General features: G+C 64.8%; 12 protein-coding genes and 1 tRNA gene. 7 read left to right on the plus strand and 6 right to left on the minus strand.

Features of this window, described 5'->3' with window-relative positions:
- Together ACFOLG_RS05435 and ACFOLG_RS05440 are read left to right on the plus strand one after the other, a co-directional pair.
- A partial coding sequence (locus ACFOLG_RS05435; RefSeq protein WP_386089330.1) for a tandem-95 repeat protein occupies positions 1-3,724 on the plus strand: 3,724 nt, incomplete at its 5' end.
- Between the two features lie 156 nt (positions 3,725-3,880).
- Complete coding sequence (locus ACFOLG_RS05440; protein ID WP_386089333.1) at positions 3,881-5,071, plus strand: sensor domain-containing phosphodiesterase; 1,191 nt, start codon at positions 3,881-3,883, stop codon at positions 5,069-5,071.
- 161 nt (positions 5,072-5,232) lie between these two features.
- Here ACFOLG_RS05440 and ACFOLG_RS05445 read toward each other — a convergent pair whose 3' ends face one another.
- The 4 genes from ACFOLG_RS05445 to ACFOLG_RS05460 are packed head-to-tail and all read right to left on the minus strand — an operon-like array spanning position 5,233 to position 7,838.
- Positions 5,233-5,805 (minus strand): BON domain-containing protein, encoded by a 573-nt coding sequence (locus ACFOLG_RS05445; RefSeq protein ID WP_386089337.1) that lies wholly within the window; start codon positions 5,803-5,805, stop codon positions 5,233-5,235.
- Positions 5,805-6,395, minus strand: coding sequence for a phosphoheptose isomerase (locus tag ACFOLG_RS05450; RefSeq protein ID WP_386089340.1), 591 nt, complete (start codon positions 6,393-6,395; stop codon positions 5,805-5,807). The genes ACFOLG_RS05445 and ACFOLG_RS05450 overlap by 1 nt, the downstream gene beginning before the upstream one ends.
- Before the next feature lie 37 nt (positions 6,396-6,432).
- Positions 6,433-6,771: a YraN family protein gene (locus ACFOLG_RS05455; RefSeq protein ID WP_386089343.1), complete on the minus strand. Its 339-nt coding sequence runs from the start codon at positions 6,769-6,771 to the stop codon at positions 6,433-6,435.
- The gene (locus tag ACFOLG_RS05460) at positions 6,768-7,838 is read right to left on the minus strand and encodes a penicillin-binding protein activator (protein WP_386089345.1); all 1,071 of its coding nucleotides are present in this window, start codon (positions 7,836-7,838) and stop codon (positions 6,768-6,770) included. Before ACFOLG_RS05460 ends, ACFOLG_RS05455 begins: the two co-directional genes overlap by 4 nt.
- 60 nt (positions 7,839-7,898) lie before the next feature.
- Here ACFOLG_RS05460 and rsmI point away from each other — a divergent pair, with 60 nt between their 5' ends.
- A complete protein-coding gene (gene rsmI, locus ACFOLG_RS05465) occupies positions 7,899-8,771 on the plus strand; it encodes a 16S rRNA (cytidine(1402)-2'-O)-methyltransferase (RefSeq protein WP_386089347.1) in 873 nt (290 codons plus the stop codon).
- A 52-nt stretch (positions 8,772-8,823) separates the two neighbouring features.
- Positions 8,824-8,908, plus strand: a tRNA-Leu gene (locus tag ACFOLG_RS05470).
- 78 nt (positions 8,909-8,986) lie between these two features.
- Here ACFOLG_RS05470 and ACFOLG_RS05475 read toward each other — a convergent pair.
- Positions 8,987-9,652 carry an OmpA family protein gene (locus ACFOLG_RS05475; RefSeq protein WP_386089349.1) on the minus strand — a complete coding sequence of 222 codons (666 nt, stop codon included), beginning with the start codon at positions 9,650-9,652 and terminating at the stop codon, positions 8,987-8,989.
- A 253-nt stretch (positions 9,653-9,905) separates the two neighbouring features.
- Here ACFOLG_RS05475 and ACFOLG_RS05480 point away from each other — a divergent pair, with 253 nt between their 5' ends.
- Positions 9,906-10,664 carry a TatD family hydrolase gene (locus ACFOLG_RS05480; protein ID WP_386089351.1) on the plus strand — a complete coding sequence of 253 codons (759 nt, stop codon included), beginning with the start codon at positions 9,906-9,908 and terminating at the stop codon, positions 10,662-10,664.
- A gap of 68 nt (positions 10,665-10,732) precedes the next feature.
- Complete coding sequence (locus ACFOLG_RS05485) at positions 10,733-12,364, plus strand: methyl-accepting chemotaxis protein (RefSeq protein ID WP_386089353.1); 1,632 nt, start codon at positions 10,733-10,735, stop codon at positions 12,362-12,364.
- Between the two features lie 65 nt (positions 12,365-12,429).
- On the opposite strand, the gene ACFOLG_RS05490 is transcribed toward ACFOLG_RS05485, so the two are convergent.
- On the minus strand, positions 12,430-14,292 hold the full coding sequence (locus ACFOLG_RS05490) for a TolC family outer membrane protein (RefSeq protein WP_386089355.1): 1,863 nt from the start codon (positions 14,290-14,292) through the stop codon (positions 12,430-12,432).
- 326 nt (positions 14,293-14,618) lie between these two features.
- On the opposite strand from ACFOLG_RS05490, the gene ACFOLG_RS05495 reads away from it, so the two are divergent.
- Positions 14,619-15,164 carry a transglutaminase-like cysteine peptidase gene (locus ACFOLG_RS05495; RefSeq protein WP_386089357.1) on the plus strand — a complete coding sequence of 182 codons (546 nt, stop codon included), beginning with the start codon at positions 14,619-14,621 and terminating at the stop codon, positions 15,162-15,164.
- The last annotated feature ends 6 nt before the right edge of the window (positions 15,165-15,170 follow it).

The raw sequence follows: 15,170 nt of genomic DNA on the forward strand, positions 1-15,170 counted from the left end.
CGGCGAAGTACCGAGCGTGAGCTACACCGTCAGCGACGGCGACAGCACCGACACCTCCACCCTGAGCATCAGCGTCAACCCGCTGGATGATCTGAGCGTGCTGCAGGGCGATGTTGATTCCGCTGCCGAAGACCACGTGGTGGCCGGCAACGTGCTGGATAACGATAGCGACATCGACAGCAATCTGACGGTGGCGAGTTTCACTGTCGACACCAACGGCGATGGCGTGGCCGAGAGCTTTAGCGCCGGCCAGAGCGCGGTGATTGCCGGCAAAGGCAGCTTGACCCTGGGTGCCGATGGCGAGTACAGCTTCACCCCGCAGGGTAACTGGAGCGGCCAGGTACCGCAGGTAACCTACACCACCAACACCGGCAGCAGTGCCGAGCTGAGCATCAAGGTGACCCCGGTGGCGGATGCGCCGGCGCTGAGCCTGGTGAGCAACGACGTGGTGTCCTCCCTCAACTTCGAGGACGTTTCCCTGCCGGGTAGCGGCTGGAGCGGCGATGTGCAGATCAACAACGTGTCCGGCGCCAGCACCATTGGCAGCTGGAACACGCTGAATGGCGATGGCACGGTAGAGGTCGGCAGCGAGAGCATCTATGTTGCCGGCGGCGACAGCAGCAACCAGGTGCTGGAAATCGAAGGCAATGCCGGCGACAGCACGCTGTTCACCACCTTCCATGCCGATGCCGGTTCCTTCTTCGAGCTGGAATTCGACATCGCGGCTCGCAGCGGCCACGTGGATTCGTCCGGTCTGTCCATCTCCATCGTCAAGCTGGACGGCGCGGGCAACCCGATCGCCGGCAGCGAGAAAGTGCTGTACACCTTCGACCCGACCAGCGGTGGCTGGGTGCGTGATCAGCAGGTGGGCATCAGCATCGAGAGCAGCGGCGACTACCGCCTGGTGTTTACCGCCGAGAACGCCGATACCTACGGCGCGATCCTAGACAACATCACCTTCTCGTCGCTGGACAACAAGGGCTACGAAAACAGCTTCTTCAACCTGAGCGAGATCAATGCCGCACTGACCGACACCGACGGCTCCGAAGTACTGTCGGTGGAGCTTTCCGGCCTGCCGGCAGGCGCGGTGCTGAAGGATGGCAACGGCCACCAGGCCACCGTGGCTGCAGATGGCAAGCTGGACGTGTCCGGCTGGTCGCTGAACTCGCTGCAGATCAAGGTGGACGAGCCGGGTCAGTACACCCTGACCGTAACCGCGACTTCCAGCGAAGTGGTGAATGGCCAGGTAGTGGATAGCGCCAGCAGCCAGACCAGCTTCCCGATCTCCGTGCTGGACGTGGCGGCGTTCACCGATGCCAACGAAGTGGTAAGCGTGGCGGAAGACACTACGCTGCAGGGCAACGTGCTGACCGGCACCAGCAGTGTGGAAGGCGCGGTTTCCGTGCTGTCGTTCAGCGTGAATGGCCAGAGCTATGCCGCGGGCGACAGCGTGACGCTGAATGGCGTGGGCCAGCTGCAGATCAAGGCGGACGGCAGCTATGTGTTCACCCCTGCGGCCAACTACAACGGCAGCGTGCCCACCGTGACCTACACCGTGAGCGATGGCGAGACTAGCGACACTTCCACGCTGAAGATCAGCGTGACCCCGGTAACCGACGGCTTCAGCGATGCCAACGAAGTGGTGAGCATTACCGAAGACACCACACTGGAAGCCAATGTGCTGGTAGGTACCAGCAGCGTGGATGGCCAGGTGCGCATCAGCAGCTTCCAGATCGGCAGCACCAGCTACACCGCCGGCCAGACCGCCAGCATCAGCGGTGTAGGTACCCTGAAGCTGAACAGCGATGGCAGCTATGTGTTCACCCCTGCGGCCAACTACAACGGCGCAGTGCCCACCGTGACCTACACCGTGAGCGATGGCGTGAGCACCGATACCTCCACGCTGAAGATCACCGTGACCCCGGTAATCGACACCTTCACCGACGCCAACGAAGTGGTGAGCGTAGCGGAAGACAACACCCTGCAAGGCAGCGTGCTGACCGGTACCAGCAGCGTGGAAGGCCAGGTGCGCATCAGCAGCTTCTCCATCGGTGACAGCAGCTACAGCGCCGGCCAGACCGCCAGCATTAGCGGCGTGGGCAGTCTGAAACTGAACAGCGACGGCAGCTACGTGTTCACCCCTGCGGCCAACTACTACGGCAGCGTGCCTACCGTGACCTACGTCGTGAGCGACGGCGTGAGCACCGACAGCTCCACGCTGAACATCACCGTGACGCCGGTGATCGACACCTTCACCGACGCCAACGAAGTGGTGACGGTGCCGGAAGACGGCGTGCTGACCGGCACGGTGCTGACCGGTACCAGCAGTGTGGAAGGCGCGGTAAGCGTCAGCAGCTTCTCGGTGGCTGGCAGCAGCTACACCGCCGGCCAGACGGCCACGATCAGCAATATCGGTACGCTGAAGATCAATGCCGACGGCAGCTATGTCTTCACGCCGGTGAAGGATTTCAACGGCCCGGTGCCGACCGTGAACTACACCGTGACCGACGGCAAGACCAGCGATGCCTCCACGCTGAGCATTTCGGTGACCGCGGTGGAAGACACCCCGGTGTCGTACAGCAGCAGCAGCGCCTACTGGCAGATGAACTACGCGCCGAACTCCAACTCCTTCGACATGAAGGTGAAGAACGGCACGATGACCCTTGCGGTAGGCGAGTCGCTGCACTGGGACGTGCTGGTAACCGACAGCGACCAGAATGCCACCCTGACGCTGATCAACAAGAGCCTGCCGGTCGGTACCACGCTGTCGTACGAGCGGCTGTATGCCGAGAACGGCGAGGTGATGCTGCGCGTTTACCTCACCGTGACCGGCAGTTCGGCGGTGAGCCTGTCGCAGGACAACCAGTTCTTTATCAACGTGGCTGGTGCCGACGGCGCGGCGCTGCTGATCAACTCGGATGAATACGTGGGTGTACACCCCAACAACGAGTACAACTACAGCACGCAGTTTGATAATGGTGCCGCTTCGCAGTGGGATGACACTGACTGGCTGAGCAGCAATAACAAGGGCGGCGAGCTGGCGAATTCGACCTCCACCCAGGACGGCGTCACCGTCAGCTACGGCAGTGGTGAAGATATCGTCTACGGCACCACCGGTGGTGACACCCTGAATGGTGGCAACGACAACGACTTCCTCGACGGCCGGGCCGGCAACGACACCCTGCATGGCGATGCCGGTAACGACGTGGTGCTGGGCGGTCACGGCAACGACACGCTGTACGGCGATGCCGGTAACGACTACCTGGATGGCGGCCGCGGCAGCGACACGCTGTATGGCGGTAGCGGTACTGATACGCTGAAAGGCGGCGACGACAGCGACACCCTGATCGGTGGCGCCGGCAACGACACGCTGACCGGTGGCAGCGGTATTGATACCTTCAAGTGGGAGCTGGGCGACAACGGTACGGTCAGTGCGCCTGCCAAGGACACCATCACTGACTTCAAGGCGGGCATTGGTGGTGACGTGCTGGATCTGAAGGATCTGCTGCAGGGCGAGAACAGCAACAACCTGGGTAACTATCTGCACTTCACCAAGGACAGCAGTGACAATGTCGTGGTACAGGTCAGCTCCACCGGCAACATCGCCAGCGGCTACGATCAGACCATTACCTTGAACAACGTGCACTTGGGCGATCTGGGGGGCAACGATCAGCAGATCATTTCCAACCTGCTGAAGAACGCCAATCTGAAGGTGGACATGTAAGCACGCCGTCAATGCAGCGCGAAAGGGCCGGGCTTCCGGCCCTTTTTTACGCTTGCGTGCCGGATAAACAGTGCCGGGCGTTGGGGATGCGGCCAACCTCACATACACTGGAACGACTATTGCTAATTTGATCCCATCAGATGATGGAGGAACGTTGTGGACAAGCGACCGGTAAGGGATTCCTTGCTGCTGGATTCTCATTTTCAGCCCATATACAGCCTGGCTCACCGCCGTACCGTGGGGCTGGAAGCTCTGCTGCGCGCTTCGGAACAGGGGCGGCCGCTGTCGCCGCCGGAGGTGTACGAGCGCTATATCCGCCGCGACGAGCGCGTGGCCATGGATCTGGCGGTGTGTGCCGCGCATTGCCAGCGCTTCGCCGCCATGGCGCATACCCATCGCTGGCTGTTCCTGAACGTGGATGCCATGACCATGTCCGACCCCAAGCAGGCGGCGGAGCTGGGCAACCTCATCCGCGCGGCGGGCATTGCGCCGCAGAGCGTGGTGCTGGAGGTGCTGGAGCAGGCCATCGAGCTGGATGCCCGCCTGCTGGAAGGCGTCGCCATGCTGCGCGAGCAGGGCTGTCTGCTGGCGATCGACGATTTCGGCGTCGGCCATTCCAACCTGGATCGGGTGTGCAGCCTGGAGCCGGACTTCGTCAAGTTCGACCGCAACCTGCTGCGCAGTGCGGTCAATCAGCAGCGCACCCGCAACCTGCTGTCACGGCTGGTGCGGCTGATGCACGAAATTGGTGCATTGGTGGTGGTGGAAGGGGTGGAGAGCGAGTCCGACGTGGTGGTGGCGCTGGATTCCGGCTGCGATCTGGTGCAGGGCTTTTACGTGGCGCGCCCGGCAGCGCAGCCGGATGCCGACACGCTGATCACGCCGCGGCTGGATGCCAAGTGGGACGAGCTGATGAACCGCGAGCTGCTGCGGCGCAAGCTCAACCGGCGCCAGCTGGAGCTGTCGCGCCAGGCTTTCGTGCAAACGGCGATCGCGCTGATGCAGGGCAGCGAGTTCCGCTTTGCCGCGCAGCCGATGCTGGCGCTGCCGGATGTGATCCGCTGCTTCCTGCTGGACCACGAGGGGCGGCAGAAGGGCCGTAACCTCAATGCGCGCCAGCTCAGTGAAGAAGACAATCTGCGCTTTGCGCCGCTGGAGGACACCACCGGCGCGGTGTGGTCGCGGCGCACCTACTTCCAGCACGCCATCGACCAGCCCGGCGTGCTGTACATGAGCGAGCCGTATCTGTCGATGACCGACACCCGCACCTGCGTGACGCTGTCGATGGCGATTGAGATCGACGAGGAAATGCACGTGCTGTGTACCGACGTGCTGCTGCCGCGTTAAACGGGTTGCGGCCAACCTTGCCGCGGCTGGCGCCGAGCGCGGCGTCGCACGCTGCGGTTTGTTCTTGCGGCAATGAGCCGCCGTCGCCCGGCCGCAGCGGCGCAAGCCGGCTGGCGGGCAGCAAAAAACCGGGCCAGGGCCCGGTTTTTTTCGTATTGCGTTTACTGCCCGATCGGCTCGAACAGGGTAACCACCTGTTGCACGCCGGACGTGCTGGCGGCCACCTGGGCGGCGGCCTCGCCCTCGGTCGCGGTCAGCAGGCCCAGCAGGTAGACCACGCCGCGCTCGCTGACCACCTTGATGGCATTGGGTGGGTAGCCGTTGCCTTCCAGCAGGCGGGTGCGCACCTTGGTGGTCAGCCAGATGTCGCCGTTGCGTTGCGGCAGACTGGCTGTCGGGGCCACCACCAGATGGTTATAGATGCGGCGCACATTGGGCATGCCGCGCAGCTGCAGCTCGGCGGCGCTGCGCTGGGCATCGTCGGCCACTTCGCCGGTCAGCAGCACCGCGCGGTTGTAGCTGGTTACCGTTACGTGCGCGCCGGCAAAGCGTTCGCGCATCACTTGGGCGGCTTTCAGCTCGATGCTCTGGTCTTCCACATAGGCGCCGCTGGTGCGGCGATCGGTGGCGACCATGGCACCGGCCGCTACGCCGCCGGCCACCAGCGGGAAGCAGGCGGAAAGGTTGGCCGCAGCCAGCGTGGCCAGCAGCAGGGCCGTTACGCGTTGTTTCATCATTCACCTCCCAACAGCATGTAATCGATGGCGTCACACAGCGCATGCAGCAGCAGCAGGTGCACTTCCTGCACGCGGGCGGCGCGGGTGACGGGAACATTCAGGTGCAGGTCTTCCGGCGACAGGATCTCGGCCACCTGGCCGCCGTCGTTGCCGGTGAGGGCGATCACGTTCATGCCGCGCTCGTGGGCAGCATAAATGGCCTCAATGATGTTGGCGGAGTTGCCGGTGCTGCTGATCACCAGCAGCAGGTCGTTGTGATGCCCCAGCGCCCGCACCTGCTTGGAGAAGATCAGGTCGAACTCGTAATCGTTCCCCACCGCAGTCAGCGACGGACCGTCGGACGACAGCGCGATGGCGGCCAGGCCCGGGCGTTCCTTCTCGAAGTGCCCCAGCATCATGGTGGCGAAATGGTGGGCATCGGCCGCCGAGCCGCCGTTGCCGCACACCAGAATCTTGCCCTCGTTCATCAGGCTGGCCACCAGCCGTTCGGCGGCCACCGCGACGGCGGGAGACAGTTCGTCCATCACCAGCTGCAGGGTGGCGATGCTTTCCCGGAAGTGTCCACCGGCGCGATCAATCAGATCCATGCTTGTTCCTTGCGTCTTGCCAGGCTGCCCGCAGGGGCTAGCCGATGATGTTTTTCAGCCACTGCGCCGCGCTGCTGCCATCAAACAGCACGGCATCGAAGCGGCAGGGGGTGTCGAGGCGGTGCTGGCTCAGGTACAGGTTGGCCGCAGCGGTCAGCTTCTGGCACTTGGCGGCGCTGATGCTGGCGGCGGCACCGCCAAAGCGGCTGTCACGGCGGGCGCGCACTTCGACGAACACCAGGCTGCCGCCATCGCGCATGATCAGATCGATCTCGCCAAAGCGGCACTGCCAGTTGCTGCAGACCAGCTGCAGGCCCTGCTGTTGCAGAAAGTGGGCCGCCTGCTGCTCGAAGGCGCTGCCGCGCTCGCGGCTCATTGGTTGCTGCCGAGCACGCTGCTGGGCAGCTCGCGCTGCACCTGCCAGCCCTTGCCGATGCGCAGGTCGCCGGTGGCGCCGCCCAGCTTGATCTGCGCCGGGTTCTTGCTGCCGGCCAGCGCCACGGCCAGGCGATAGGCATCCACGCCCAGCGCATACAGGCGCTCGGTGGCGCGGGTGAGGTTGCCGCTGGGGCGGGCGATGCCGCGGGTTTCCGGGTGCTCCGGCATCAGGAACCACGGCATGTCGACGAAACGCACGCCCTGCAGCACCGCCGGTGGCTGCTGGGTGTTGATCAGCGAGCTGGCATAGACCGGCAGTGCCGGCGGCAGCAGCGCACGGGTGGCCGCGGCTTCCTTGCTGTCCAGTGCCAGGATCACCGCGTCGCTGCTTGCCAGCGCCGCGCCCAGCTTGTCGGCGTCCGGGCTGCTGACATCCAGCTCGTTCAGCGGCTTGCTGCCGCGCGCGGTCCAGGCATCGGCAAACGCCTGCCGCAGCCGCTGCGACAGCGCCTCGCCGTTGAACAGCAGCAGCGGTTGCTGGCGGCCATCGTCCTGCAGCAGGCGCAGCACCTGCGGCGCTTCGGCTTCCACCGCCAGGCTCAGGCTCCAGATCTTGCTGCCGGCCGGCGGCGCCTTGTCCAGCGAGTTCAGCAGCAGCGTCGGCAGCTTGCTGGCCTGCGCCAGGTTGGCCGCACCCTGGCGGGTCAACGGGCCGACGATGAAGCTGGCGCCTTGTGCGGCCAACTGCTGGTAGCCGTCGAGCACCTTGCTTTCATCCGTCAGGCTGGCGACGCTGAGCTGCACCGCGCTGTCCGGGTTGGCGGCGGCGGCGGCATCGAAGCCGTCCTTCACCACCTGCGCCGCTTCTTTCAACGCCGGCGATGCCAGCGGCAGCAACAGGCCGAGATGGATGGCCTTGCCGGCCGGGCGGGCGGTGGCGAGTGGCTGGGCGGCAGGCGTGGCGGCGCTGAGCGCCGGCTTGCTACCGGGGGCCGGCTGCAGTTGCTGCTGATTTTGCTGCAGGATGTAGCCGGGGGATTGGGCAATCGCTACACTGGCCGCCATTAAAACGGTAGTGCCGGTAACCCATGGAGCCAATACGTGCAGACAGCGCTTGATCACTTGATGAATTCTGCTCGGGAAACGTTTATCGACGGGGCATTATATGTGGTGGCCACGCCCATTGGAAATCTGGCGGATGTGACCGTGCGCGCACTGGCCGGGTTCCACGCTGCCGACATCGTGCTGGCCGAGGATACCCGCGTTACCGGCAGCCTGCTGTCTGCCTATGGCATCCATAAAAAGCTGGTGAGCCTGCGCGAACACAACGAGCGCGAGATGGCCGACAAGGTGGTGGGCTGGCTGCTCGAAGGCAAGATCGTGCTGCAGGTGTCGGACGCCGGCACCCCCGGCATTTCCGATCCCGGCGCCCGCCTGGCCGCCGCGGTATGGGCCGCCGGCCTGCGCGTGGTGCCCATCGTCGGTGCCTCGGCGGTGATCGGCGCCTTGTCCGCCGCCGGGCTGGAAAGCGGGCAGTTCCAGTTTCATGGTTTCCTGCCGCCCAAGAGCGGCGCGCGCTGCAAGACGCTGCAGCAATGGCAGCAGGCCGACTACGCGGTGGTGTGCTACGAGGCGCCGCACCGCATCCTGGAATGCGTCGAGGACATCGTCGCCACACTGGGCGAGACGCGGCCGCTGGTGCTGGCACGCGAGCTGACCAAGACCTTCGAAACCTTCCTGCGTCTGCCGGCCGGTGAGCTGGCCGCCCGCATTCGTGCCGACAGCAATCAGCAGCGCGGCGAATGCGTGTTGATCATCGATGCCGCGCCGCGCCGCGAAGCGGCCGAGGACGCGCTGCCGGCACCGGCGCTGGCACTGCTGGCCGAGCTGGCCGCGGTATTGCCCACCAAGCAGGCGGCCGCCATCGTGGCCGGCCACTACGACCTCAACAAGAAGCAGCTGTACGATGCCGCGCTGCAGCTGAAGGCGGCGGAATAAGGTTTACAGCGCCAATCTTCGCCGACTATAATCCGTCCCCTAATGATTTTTCGCCCGGGTGGCGAAATTGGTAGACGCAGGGGACTCAAAATCCCCCGCCGCAAGGTGTGCCGGTTCGAGTCCGGCCCCGGGCACCACGGAAAATCGTTGGCCACCCAAAAAACCCGCACAGCGTCAGGCTCTGCGGGTTTTTTGTTGCGTCGGCGGCGGGCGGTTTACTTGGCCGCTTCGGCGACGAAGATTTCCACCCGGCGGTTGGCCGCACGGCCGGCCGGCGTGCCGTTGTCGGCCGCCGGCTCGCGCGAGCCACGGCCTTCGACGCTGATGCGGTTCATCGCCACGCCGCGCTGTACCAGGTAGTCACGCGTGGCCTTGGCGCGGTTGAGCGACAGCGGGTTGTTGATGGCATCGCTGCCGGTGTTGTCGGTATGGCCGATGATGCGCACGGTGGTAACCGGGTTCTGTTGCAGGCTGCTGGCAAAGCTGTCCAGCACCGGGCGCAGATTGGCCTTGATGTCATAGCGGCCGCTGTCGAACGACACATCGCTGGGGATGTTCAGCTTCAGCTGGTTGTCGCTGGTCTGGCTCACGCTGACGCCGGTGCCTTTCGACGCCTGCTCCATGGCTTCCTTCTGTTTCTGCATGTGCTGCGACCACAGGTAGCCGCCGCCGGCGCCGATGGCGGCGCCCAGCACGGCACCGGTGGCGGCGCTACGGCCGGTGTTGCCGCCGGCGGTGGCCGCCCCCAGCACCGCGCCGATGCCGGCGCCGATGGCGGCGCCGGTGCCGGTGGTGCGTTGGGTTTCGCTCATATTGGCGCAGCCGCTCAGGCTGCCGAGCGTGACGGTCAGCAGCAGCACGCTGGAAATAGCTTGTTTCATGATGACATCGACTCCTTAGAAAACATGGTGCGACTCGCGGCACCGCGTTGATGGCCCGCGCATAAAACGGGTCCGGCAAGCAGTGGCAAGGCATGCCTGGCGCCACTTCCCTTCAGCGTAGTTCCTGCCCGGCAAAGTTGCGCCCCGATTGCCGGCTGCCGCGGCGCTGGCCGCCGCCGGGCGATCGGGCTGGCATTCCGCGCCGTCTGCCGCTACTTTCCAGGCATCCACTGTTACCGCAAGGCGAGCCGTCATGTTCATCGATACCCATCTCCACCTGGATGCCGCGGAGTTTGCCCCGCAGCGTGCCGCGCTGTGGCGCGCGGCGCAGGCGGCGGGCGTGCAGCAGGCGATTGTGCCGGCGGTGGCTGCGGCCAACTTCGAGGCGGTGCGGGCGATGCGGCAGCAGTTTGGCGTGGCGGTCGCCTACGGTCTGCACCCGATGTATCTGCCGCAGCATCAGGATGCACATCTGGAGCTGTTGGCCGACTACCTGGCGCGGGAGCGGCCGGTGGCGGTGGGGGAGTGTGGGCTGGACCTGTTTGTGCCGGGGCTGGACCCGGTGCGGCAACAGCAGTTGCTGCTGGCGCAGCTCAAGCTGGCGCGGCGTTTCGACCTGCCGGTGATCCTGCACGTACGGCGCGCGGTGGATCAGGTGCTGAAGTGCCTGCGGCAGGTGCCGGTGCGCGGCGGGGTGGCGCATGCCTTCAACGGCAGCGAGCAGCAGGCGCAGGCGTTCATCGGGCTGGGCTTTTGCCTCGGCTTTGGCGGCGCGATGACCTATCAGGGTTCGCAGCGCATCCGCCGGCTGGCGGCCACGCTGCCGTTGTCGGCGATCGTGCTGGAGACCGACGGCCCGGACATCCCGCCGGAATGGGCGCAGGGGCAACCGAACCGACCGGACAACCTGCCGCGCATTGCCGCGGTGCTGGCCGGGCTGCGCGAGATGCCGCTGGTAGAGTTGGCCGCCGCAACCGCGGCCAACGCGCAGCGGACGTTCATCGACTTGTAACATTGCCAGCGCAAGCTTGCGGCATGCTGGCCACCGGGCTGGCCTGAATTGCGCGAACGGGAGCCGATATGTTCAAGAATATGCATTTTTCCACCCGCATCATTGCCGGCTTCGCCGTGCTGTTGCTGGGGCTGCTGGTGGTGGCCGGCAGCGGGATCAGCGCGCTGCAGCTGGCCGGTGGCAGCCTGCAGGTACTGGTGGAAGGCCGTTTGCAGTTCAGCAACGAGATCCAGTCGCTGCGCGCGGAAATGGGCAATCTGCGCCGCTACGAGAAGGATGCCTTCATCAACCTGGGCGACGCCGCCAAGCGCAGCGACTACATCAGCAAGTGGAACGGCAGCCTGGGCAAGGCGCGCGAGCACCTGCAAGTGGCGGACAAGCTGGCCGATGGCGACAGTCGCCCGCATATGCAGGCGTTGCAGCAGGCACTGGGCAGCTATGAGCAGGGCTTCAACACCGTGACGACGCAGATTGCGGCCGGCGCGTTGCTGACGACGCAGGATGCCAACCAGGCGATGGAGCCGTTCAAGCCGGCTATCCACAGCATGGAGGGCAGCACCAAGGAGCTGGTGGCGCAGGCGATGACTGCTGCGCAGGCGGAAGAGCAGGCGGTGACGGCCAGCATTGCCCGCTCCCGGCAGGTGCTGCTGGGGGTGGCGCTGGCGGCGCTGCTGCTGGGTTGCCTGTTTGCCGTGCAGATCGTGCTGTCGGTGCGGCGCCCGCTGCTGGCCATTACCGGTGTGGTGGAGCAGTTGGCCGCGAGTCGCGACCTGACGGTGCAGCTGCCGGCGTATGGCCGCAACGAGATCGGGCGGGTGGCGCAGGCGCTGAATGTGCTGGTGCTGTCGGTGCGCGAGCTGATTGCCGAGTCGCACCAGCACTCCGGGCGCCTGGTGGGCGCCGCCGAGCAGCTGTCGGCGGTGTCGGCCGATATTTCCGGTGCCGCGGCCAACCAGTCGCAGGCGGCGGCGGCCAGCGCGGCGGCTATCGAGCAGCTGACGGTCAGCGTGACCGTGATGGCCGATAACGCCGAGGGGGTGGAGCGGCAGGCACGCGCGGCGGCCGGCGCTGCCGAGCAGGGCGCGGCACTGGCCGGCACCGCCGCCGGGCAGATCCAGCGCATTGCCGACAGCATCGGCCATACCGGCGGCGCCATCGACAGCCTGAACCTGCGCTCCAGCGAAATCGGCAATATTGTCGGCGTGATCCACGATATCGCCGACCAGACCAACTTGCTGGCGCTGAACGCCGCGATCGAGGCGGCGCGGGCCGGCGAAACCGGCCGCGGTTTTGCCGTGGTGGCCGACGAGGTACGCAAGCTGGCGGAGCGCACCAGCCAGGCGACGGCCGAGATTGCCCAGCGCATCCAGGGGGTGCAGGACGATACCCGCAGCGCGCATGCCGCCATGCAGCAGGCGGGCGAGCTGGTGGCCGCCGGGGTGGCGGATACCGACCGCGTGACGCAGGCGCTGCAGCAAATCATGGCCACGTCGCTGGATTCGGTACACAAGGTGGCGGAGATGGTGGCGGCGGTGCGCGAGCAGGGCGTGGCCAGCCAGGACATCGCGCGCAGCATGGAACAGATTGCGCAGATGAACGACAGAACCAGCCTGGCGGTGCAGCAGGCGGCAACGTTGGCCGCAGACCTGCAGCAACAGGCGGGCGAGCTGGACGGCAGCATTACCCGCTTCACGGTGTGAGCGCGGCTTGCCGCCACAAAAAAATGGCCGGTCAGTGACCGGCCATTTTGTTATTGCCCTGCTGCTTAGTTAGTCGGCGCGGCCGGCTTTTTCGCTTTCTTCACTGGCTTTTTCACCGGCATCGGTGCGGCCGGGGCCGAGTTGTCCTGAATCACCACCACCACGCGGCGATGGGTCGGGTCGGTCGGCGCCAGGTTCGGCAGCAGACGGGTGCTGCCGTAGCCTTCATTGTCCAGACGGCTGGCCGGGATGCCCTTGCCTTGCAGGTAGTCACGCACGGCCTGGGCACGACGCTTGGACAGGTCCAGGTTGTGGTTGAAGTTGCCGGTGGTATCGGTGTGGCCTTCCACGCGGAAGCGCTTGTTGGCCAGTTCCGGCATGTTCAGGGTGGTGACCAGCTGGTCGAGTGCCGGGACGCTTTCCGGGCGCAGCTTGGCGGAGTCGAGGTCGAACTGCACCTGCACGCGCACGGTGACATCACGCTCGATCGGCTGCGGCGTGGTCTTGGCCACGATAGGCGCGGTGCTGGCGCCGACTTTGTTCTTGTCGAACGTCATCGGTGCGGTGTAGTCGGTGGAGCAGGTCGGGTAGGTCAGGTCGTCGGCGCGGGTCAGCGAGCTGTCCTGCGGCTGGATCTGCAGGGCTTCCAGCAGGCGGCCGGATTCCGCCAGCACGCGGTAGGTGGCCAGCTGCTGGTTCAGCTCGCCGTTGATCTGCTCGCGACGGGCATCAAACAGCTCGTTTTCGCTGTCCAGCAAGTCCAGCAGGGTGCGCTGGCCGATGTCGAACTGGCTGCGATAGGCATCGCGCGCTTTTTCGGTGGACAGCGCGTGCTGGCGCAGTGCATCCAGCTGGCTGCTGATCTTCAGCACGTCGTTGTGGGCGATGCTGACTTGCTGGCGCATGTCGCGGCAGGCCTTGATGCCCATGGCTTCGGCTTCGCCTTTGCGTTCGGTGGCGGCCAGCAGGCGGGCGCGATCGGCACCACCGCGGAACAGGTTCATGCTGACCACCAGCTCGACCGCGCTATCGCGGTAGTTGTTGTCGGTCGCCTGGTAATTTTCGGTGTTGGTGTGGGTGGCACGCAGGTCCAGCTTCGGCGAGAAGGCGCCTTTGCGGACATTGATGTCGTGCTCGGAGGCACGGTAGAACGAGCGTGCGGCCAACAGGGTCGGGTTGCTCTTGTCGGCCAGCGGCATCAGGTCGGCGCTGCTGGGCACCATGTTCAGATCCAGCGGCGGCAGGGTCAGCTCGGCCGGTGCTTCCTCGCCCATGATGCGGGCGTAGCGGGCCTTCACATCATGCAGGTTGGACATCTCGTTGATCAGGTTGGATTCGGCCAGGCTCAGGCGGCCGTTGATCTGTTCCAGGTCCACGCGGCGGCCCACGCCTTGCGATACCCGTTGCAGGATTTGCTCGTAAATGCCTTTGTGAACGGCATAATTCTGCTCGGCGATCTCGACCAGCTTGCTATAACGCACTACGTCGATGAAGGCGCGTACCGATTCCAGGCTCTGCGTCTCGGCCGCGGCCAGGTATTCGAAGTAGCGGGCGCGGGCGGTGTAGTCCAGCTGCTTGAGCTGGTTGACGGTCTGGAAACCGGTGAACAGGTTCTGGTTCAGGGTGGCGGCATAGCCGTGACGGGTGAACTTGCTGTCGGTGGCGGTGGTGCTGTTGATCGGGTCGCGCAGGTGTTCGCGGCCGACGGTGTAGCTCAGGTCAACGGTGGGGAAAAAGTCGGCGCGGGCGATGCCTTTTTCTTCGGCACTGGCGCGGAAGTTGTACCACTTCATGCCGACTTCCGGGTTATCTTTCACGGTTTGGATGACGGCATCCTTGAGCGCCAGGCCGTGCGACAGTGTGGGGACGGCCATGGCAAACAATGCCAGCAGCGTATAGCCATTCAGATATTTAGGACGGAAGTTCATGATAGCCTCACCTATGCCTAGAAATTGTAAACCGTTTGGTTCGAAGTATTTTAAATAATAGCTAAAGTGTAGGAATTTTCGGAACTGCATATCGCAGTGTCAAGTAAAAAGATAAAACGCTGTGGGGTGCAGGACAGTGTTTTGCTCTGTGGGCCGTGACCTGTATGGTTGGTATAGAAGCTTTCGCAAAGTTTGCACGGCCTTTCATGCAAGGCAGATGGCGCGCGTGCTTGCTGGCATCTGCCTGTGCAGGCCTGCTGCTGCTGGCCGGCCTAGTCGCGGCCAGCGTAACGGCCGATCGGGCGCAGCAGCTGTACGGGCCGCAAGTGTTGCGTATTTACCGCGACTGGCAGCAGTTGCTGCTGCGGCTGGGCAAGGAAGCCAGCGACGAGGTGAAGGTGCGCGAGGTGAACCAGTTCTTCAACCAGCGCCTGCACTACATGGAAGACATCGAGCTGTGGAAGCAGGTGGACTACTGGGCCACCCCGCTGGAATCGATGAGCAAGGGCTCCGGCGACTGCGAGGATTACGCCTTCGCCAAATATTTCACCCTGCGCGAGCTGGGGGTGGCGCCGCAGAAGCTGCGCATGATCTACGTAAAGGCGCGCATCGGCGGGCCGGCCAGCAGCATCACCCAGGCCCACATGGTGTTGGCGTATTACCCGGCGCCGACGGTGGAGCCGCTGGTACTGGACAGCCTGATCAGCAGCATCATGCCGGCATCGCAGCGCAGCGATCTGCAGCCGGTATTCAGTTTTAATGGCGATGGCATATGGGTGGGCGGCGGTAGTGCGCCCAATGCCAGTGTCGACCGGCTTACCCGCTGGCGGCAGTTGATAGACAAAATGAAAGCCGAAGGCTTTATCAATTGAGAGCGG

It is taken from the genome of Vogesella facilis (assembly GCF_042648525.1).
Taxonomy (GTDB): Bacteria; Pseudomonadota; Gammaproteobacteria; order Burkholderiales; family Chromobacteriaceae; genus Vogesella; species Vogesella facilis.

What these genes read in the sequence shown, in the direction of transcription:
- ACFOLG_RS05445 (WP_386089337.1), bottom strand. Translation starts at nt 5,805, where the DNA reads ATGAAACAACGCGTAACGGCCCTGCTGCTGGCCACGCTGGCTGCGGCC.
- ACFOLG_RS05450 (WP_386089340.1), bottom strand. Translation starts at nt 6,395, where the DNA reads ATGGATCTGATTGATCGCGCCGGTGGACACTTCCGGGAAAGCATCGCC.
- ACFOLG_RS05455 (WP_386089343.1), bottom strand. Translation starts at nt 6,771, where the DNA reads ATGAGCCGCGAGCGCGGCAGCGCCTTCGAGCAGCAGGCGGCCCACTTT.
- ACFOLG_RS05460 (WP_386089345.1), bottom strand. Translation starts at nt 7,838, where the DNA reads ATGGCGGCCAGTGTAGCGATTGCCCAATCCCCCGGCTACATCCTGCAG.
- rsmI (WP_386089347.1), top strand. Translation starts at nt 7,899, where the DNA reads ATGAATTCTGCTCGGGAAACGTTTATCGACGGGGCATTATATGTGGTG.
- ACFOLG_RS05475 (WP_386089349.1), bottom strand. Translation starts at nt 9,652, where the DNA reads ATGAAACAAGCTATTTCCAGCGTGCTGCTGCTGACCGTCACGCTCGGC.
- ACFOLG_RS05480 (WP_386089351.1), top strand. Translation starts at nt 9,906, where the DNA reads ATGTTCATCGATACCCATCTCCACCTGGATGCCGCGGAGTTTGCCCCG.
- ACFOLG_RS05485 (WP_386089353.1), top strand. Translation starts at nt 10,733, where the DNA reads ATGTTCAAGAATATGCATTTTTCCACCCGCATCATTGCCGGCTTCGCC.
- ACFOLG_RS05490 (WP_386089355.1), bottom strand. Translation starts at nt 14,292, where the DNA reads ATGAACTTCCGTCCTAAATATCTGAATGGCTATACGCTGCTGGCATTG.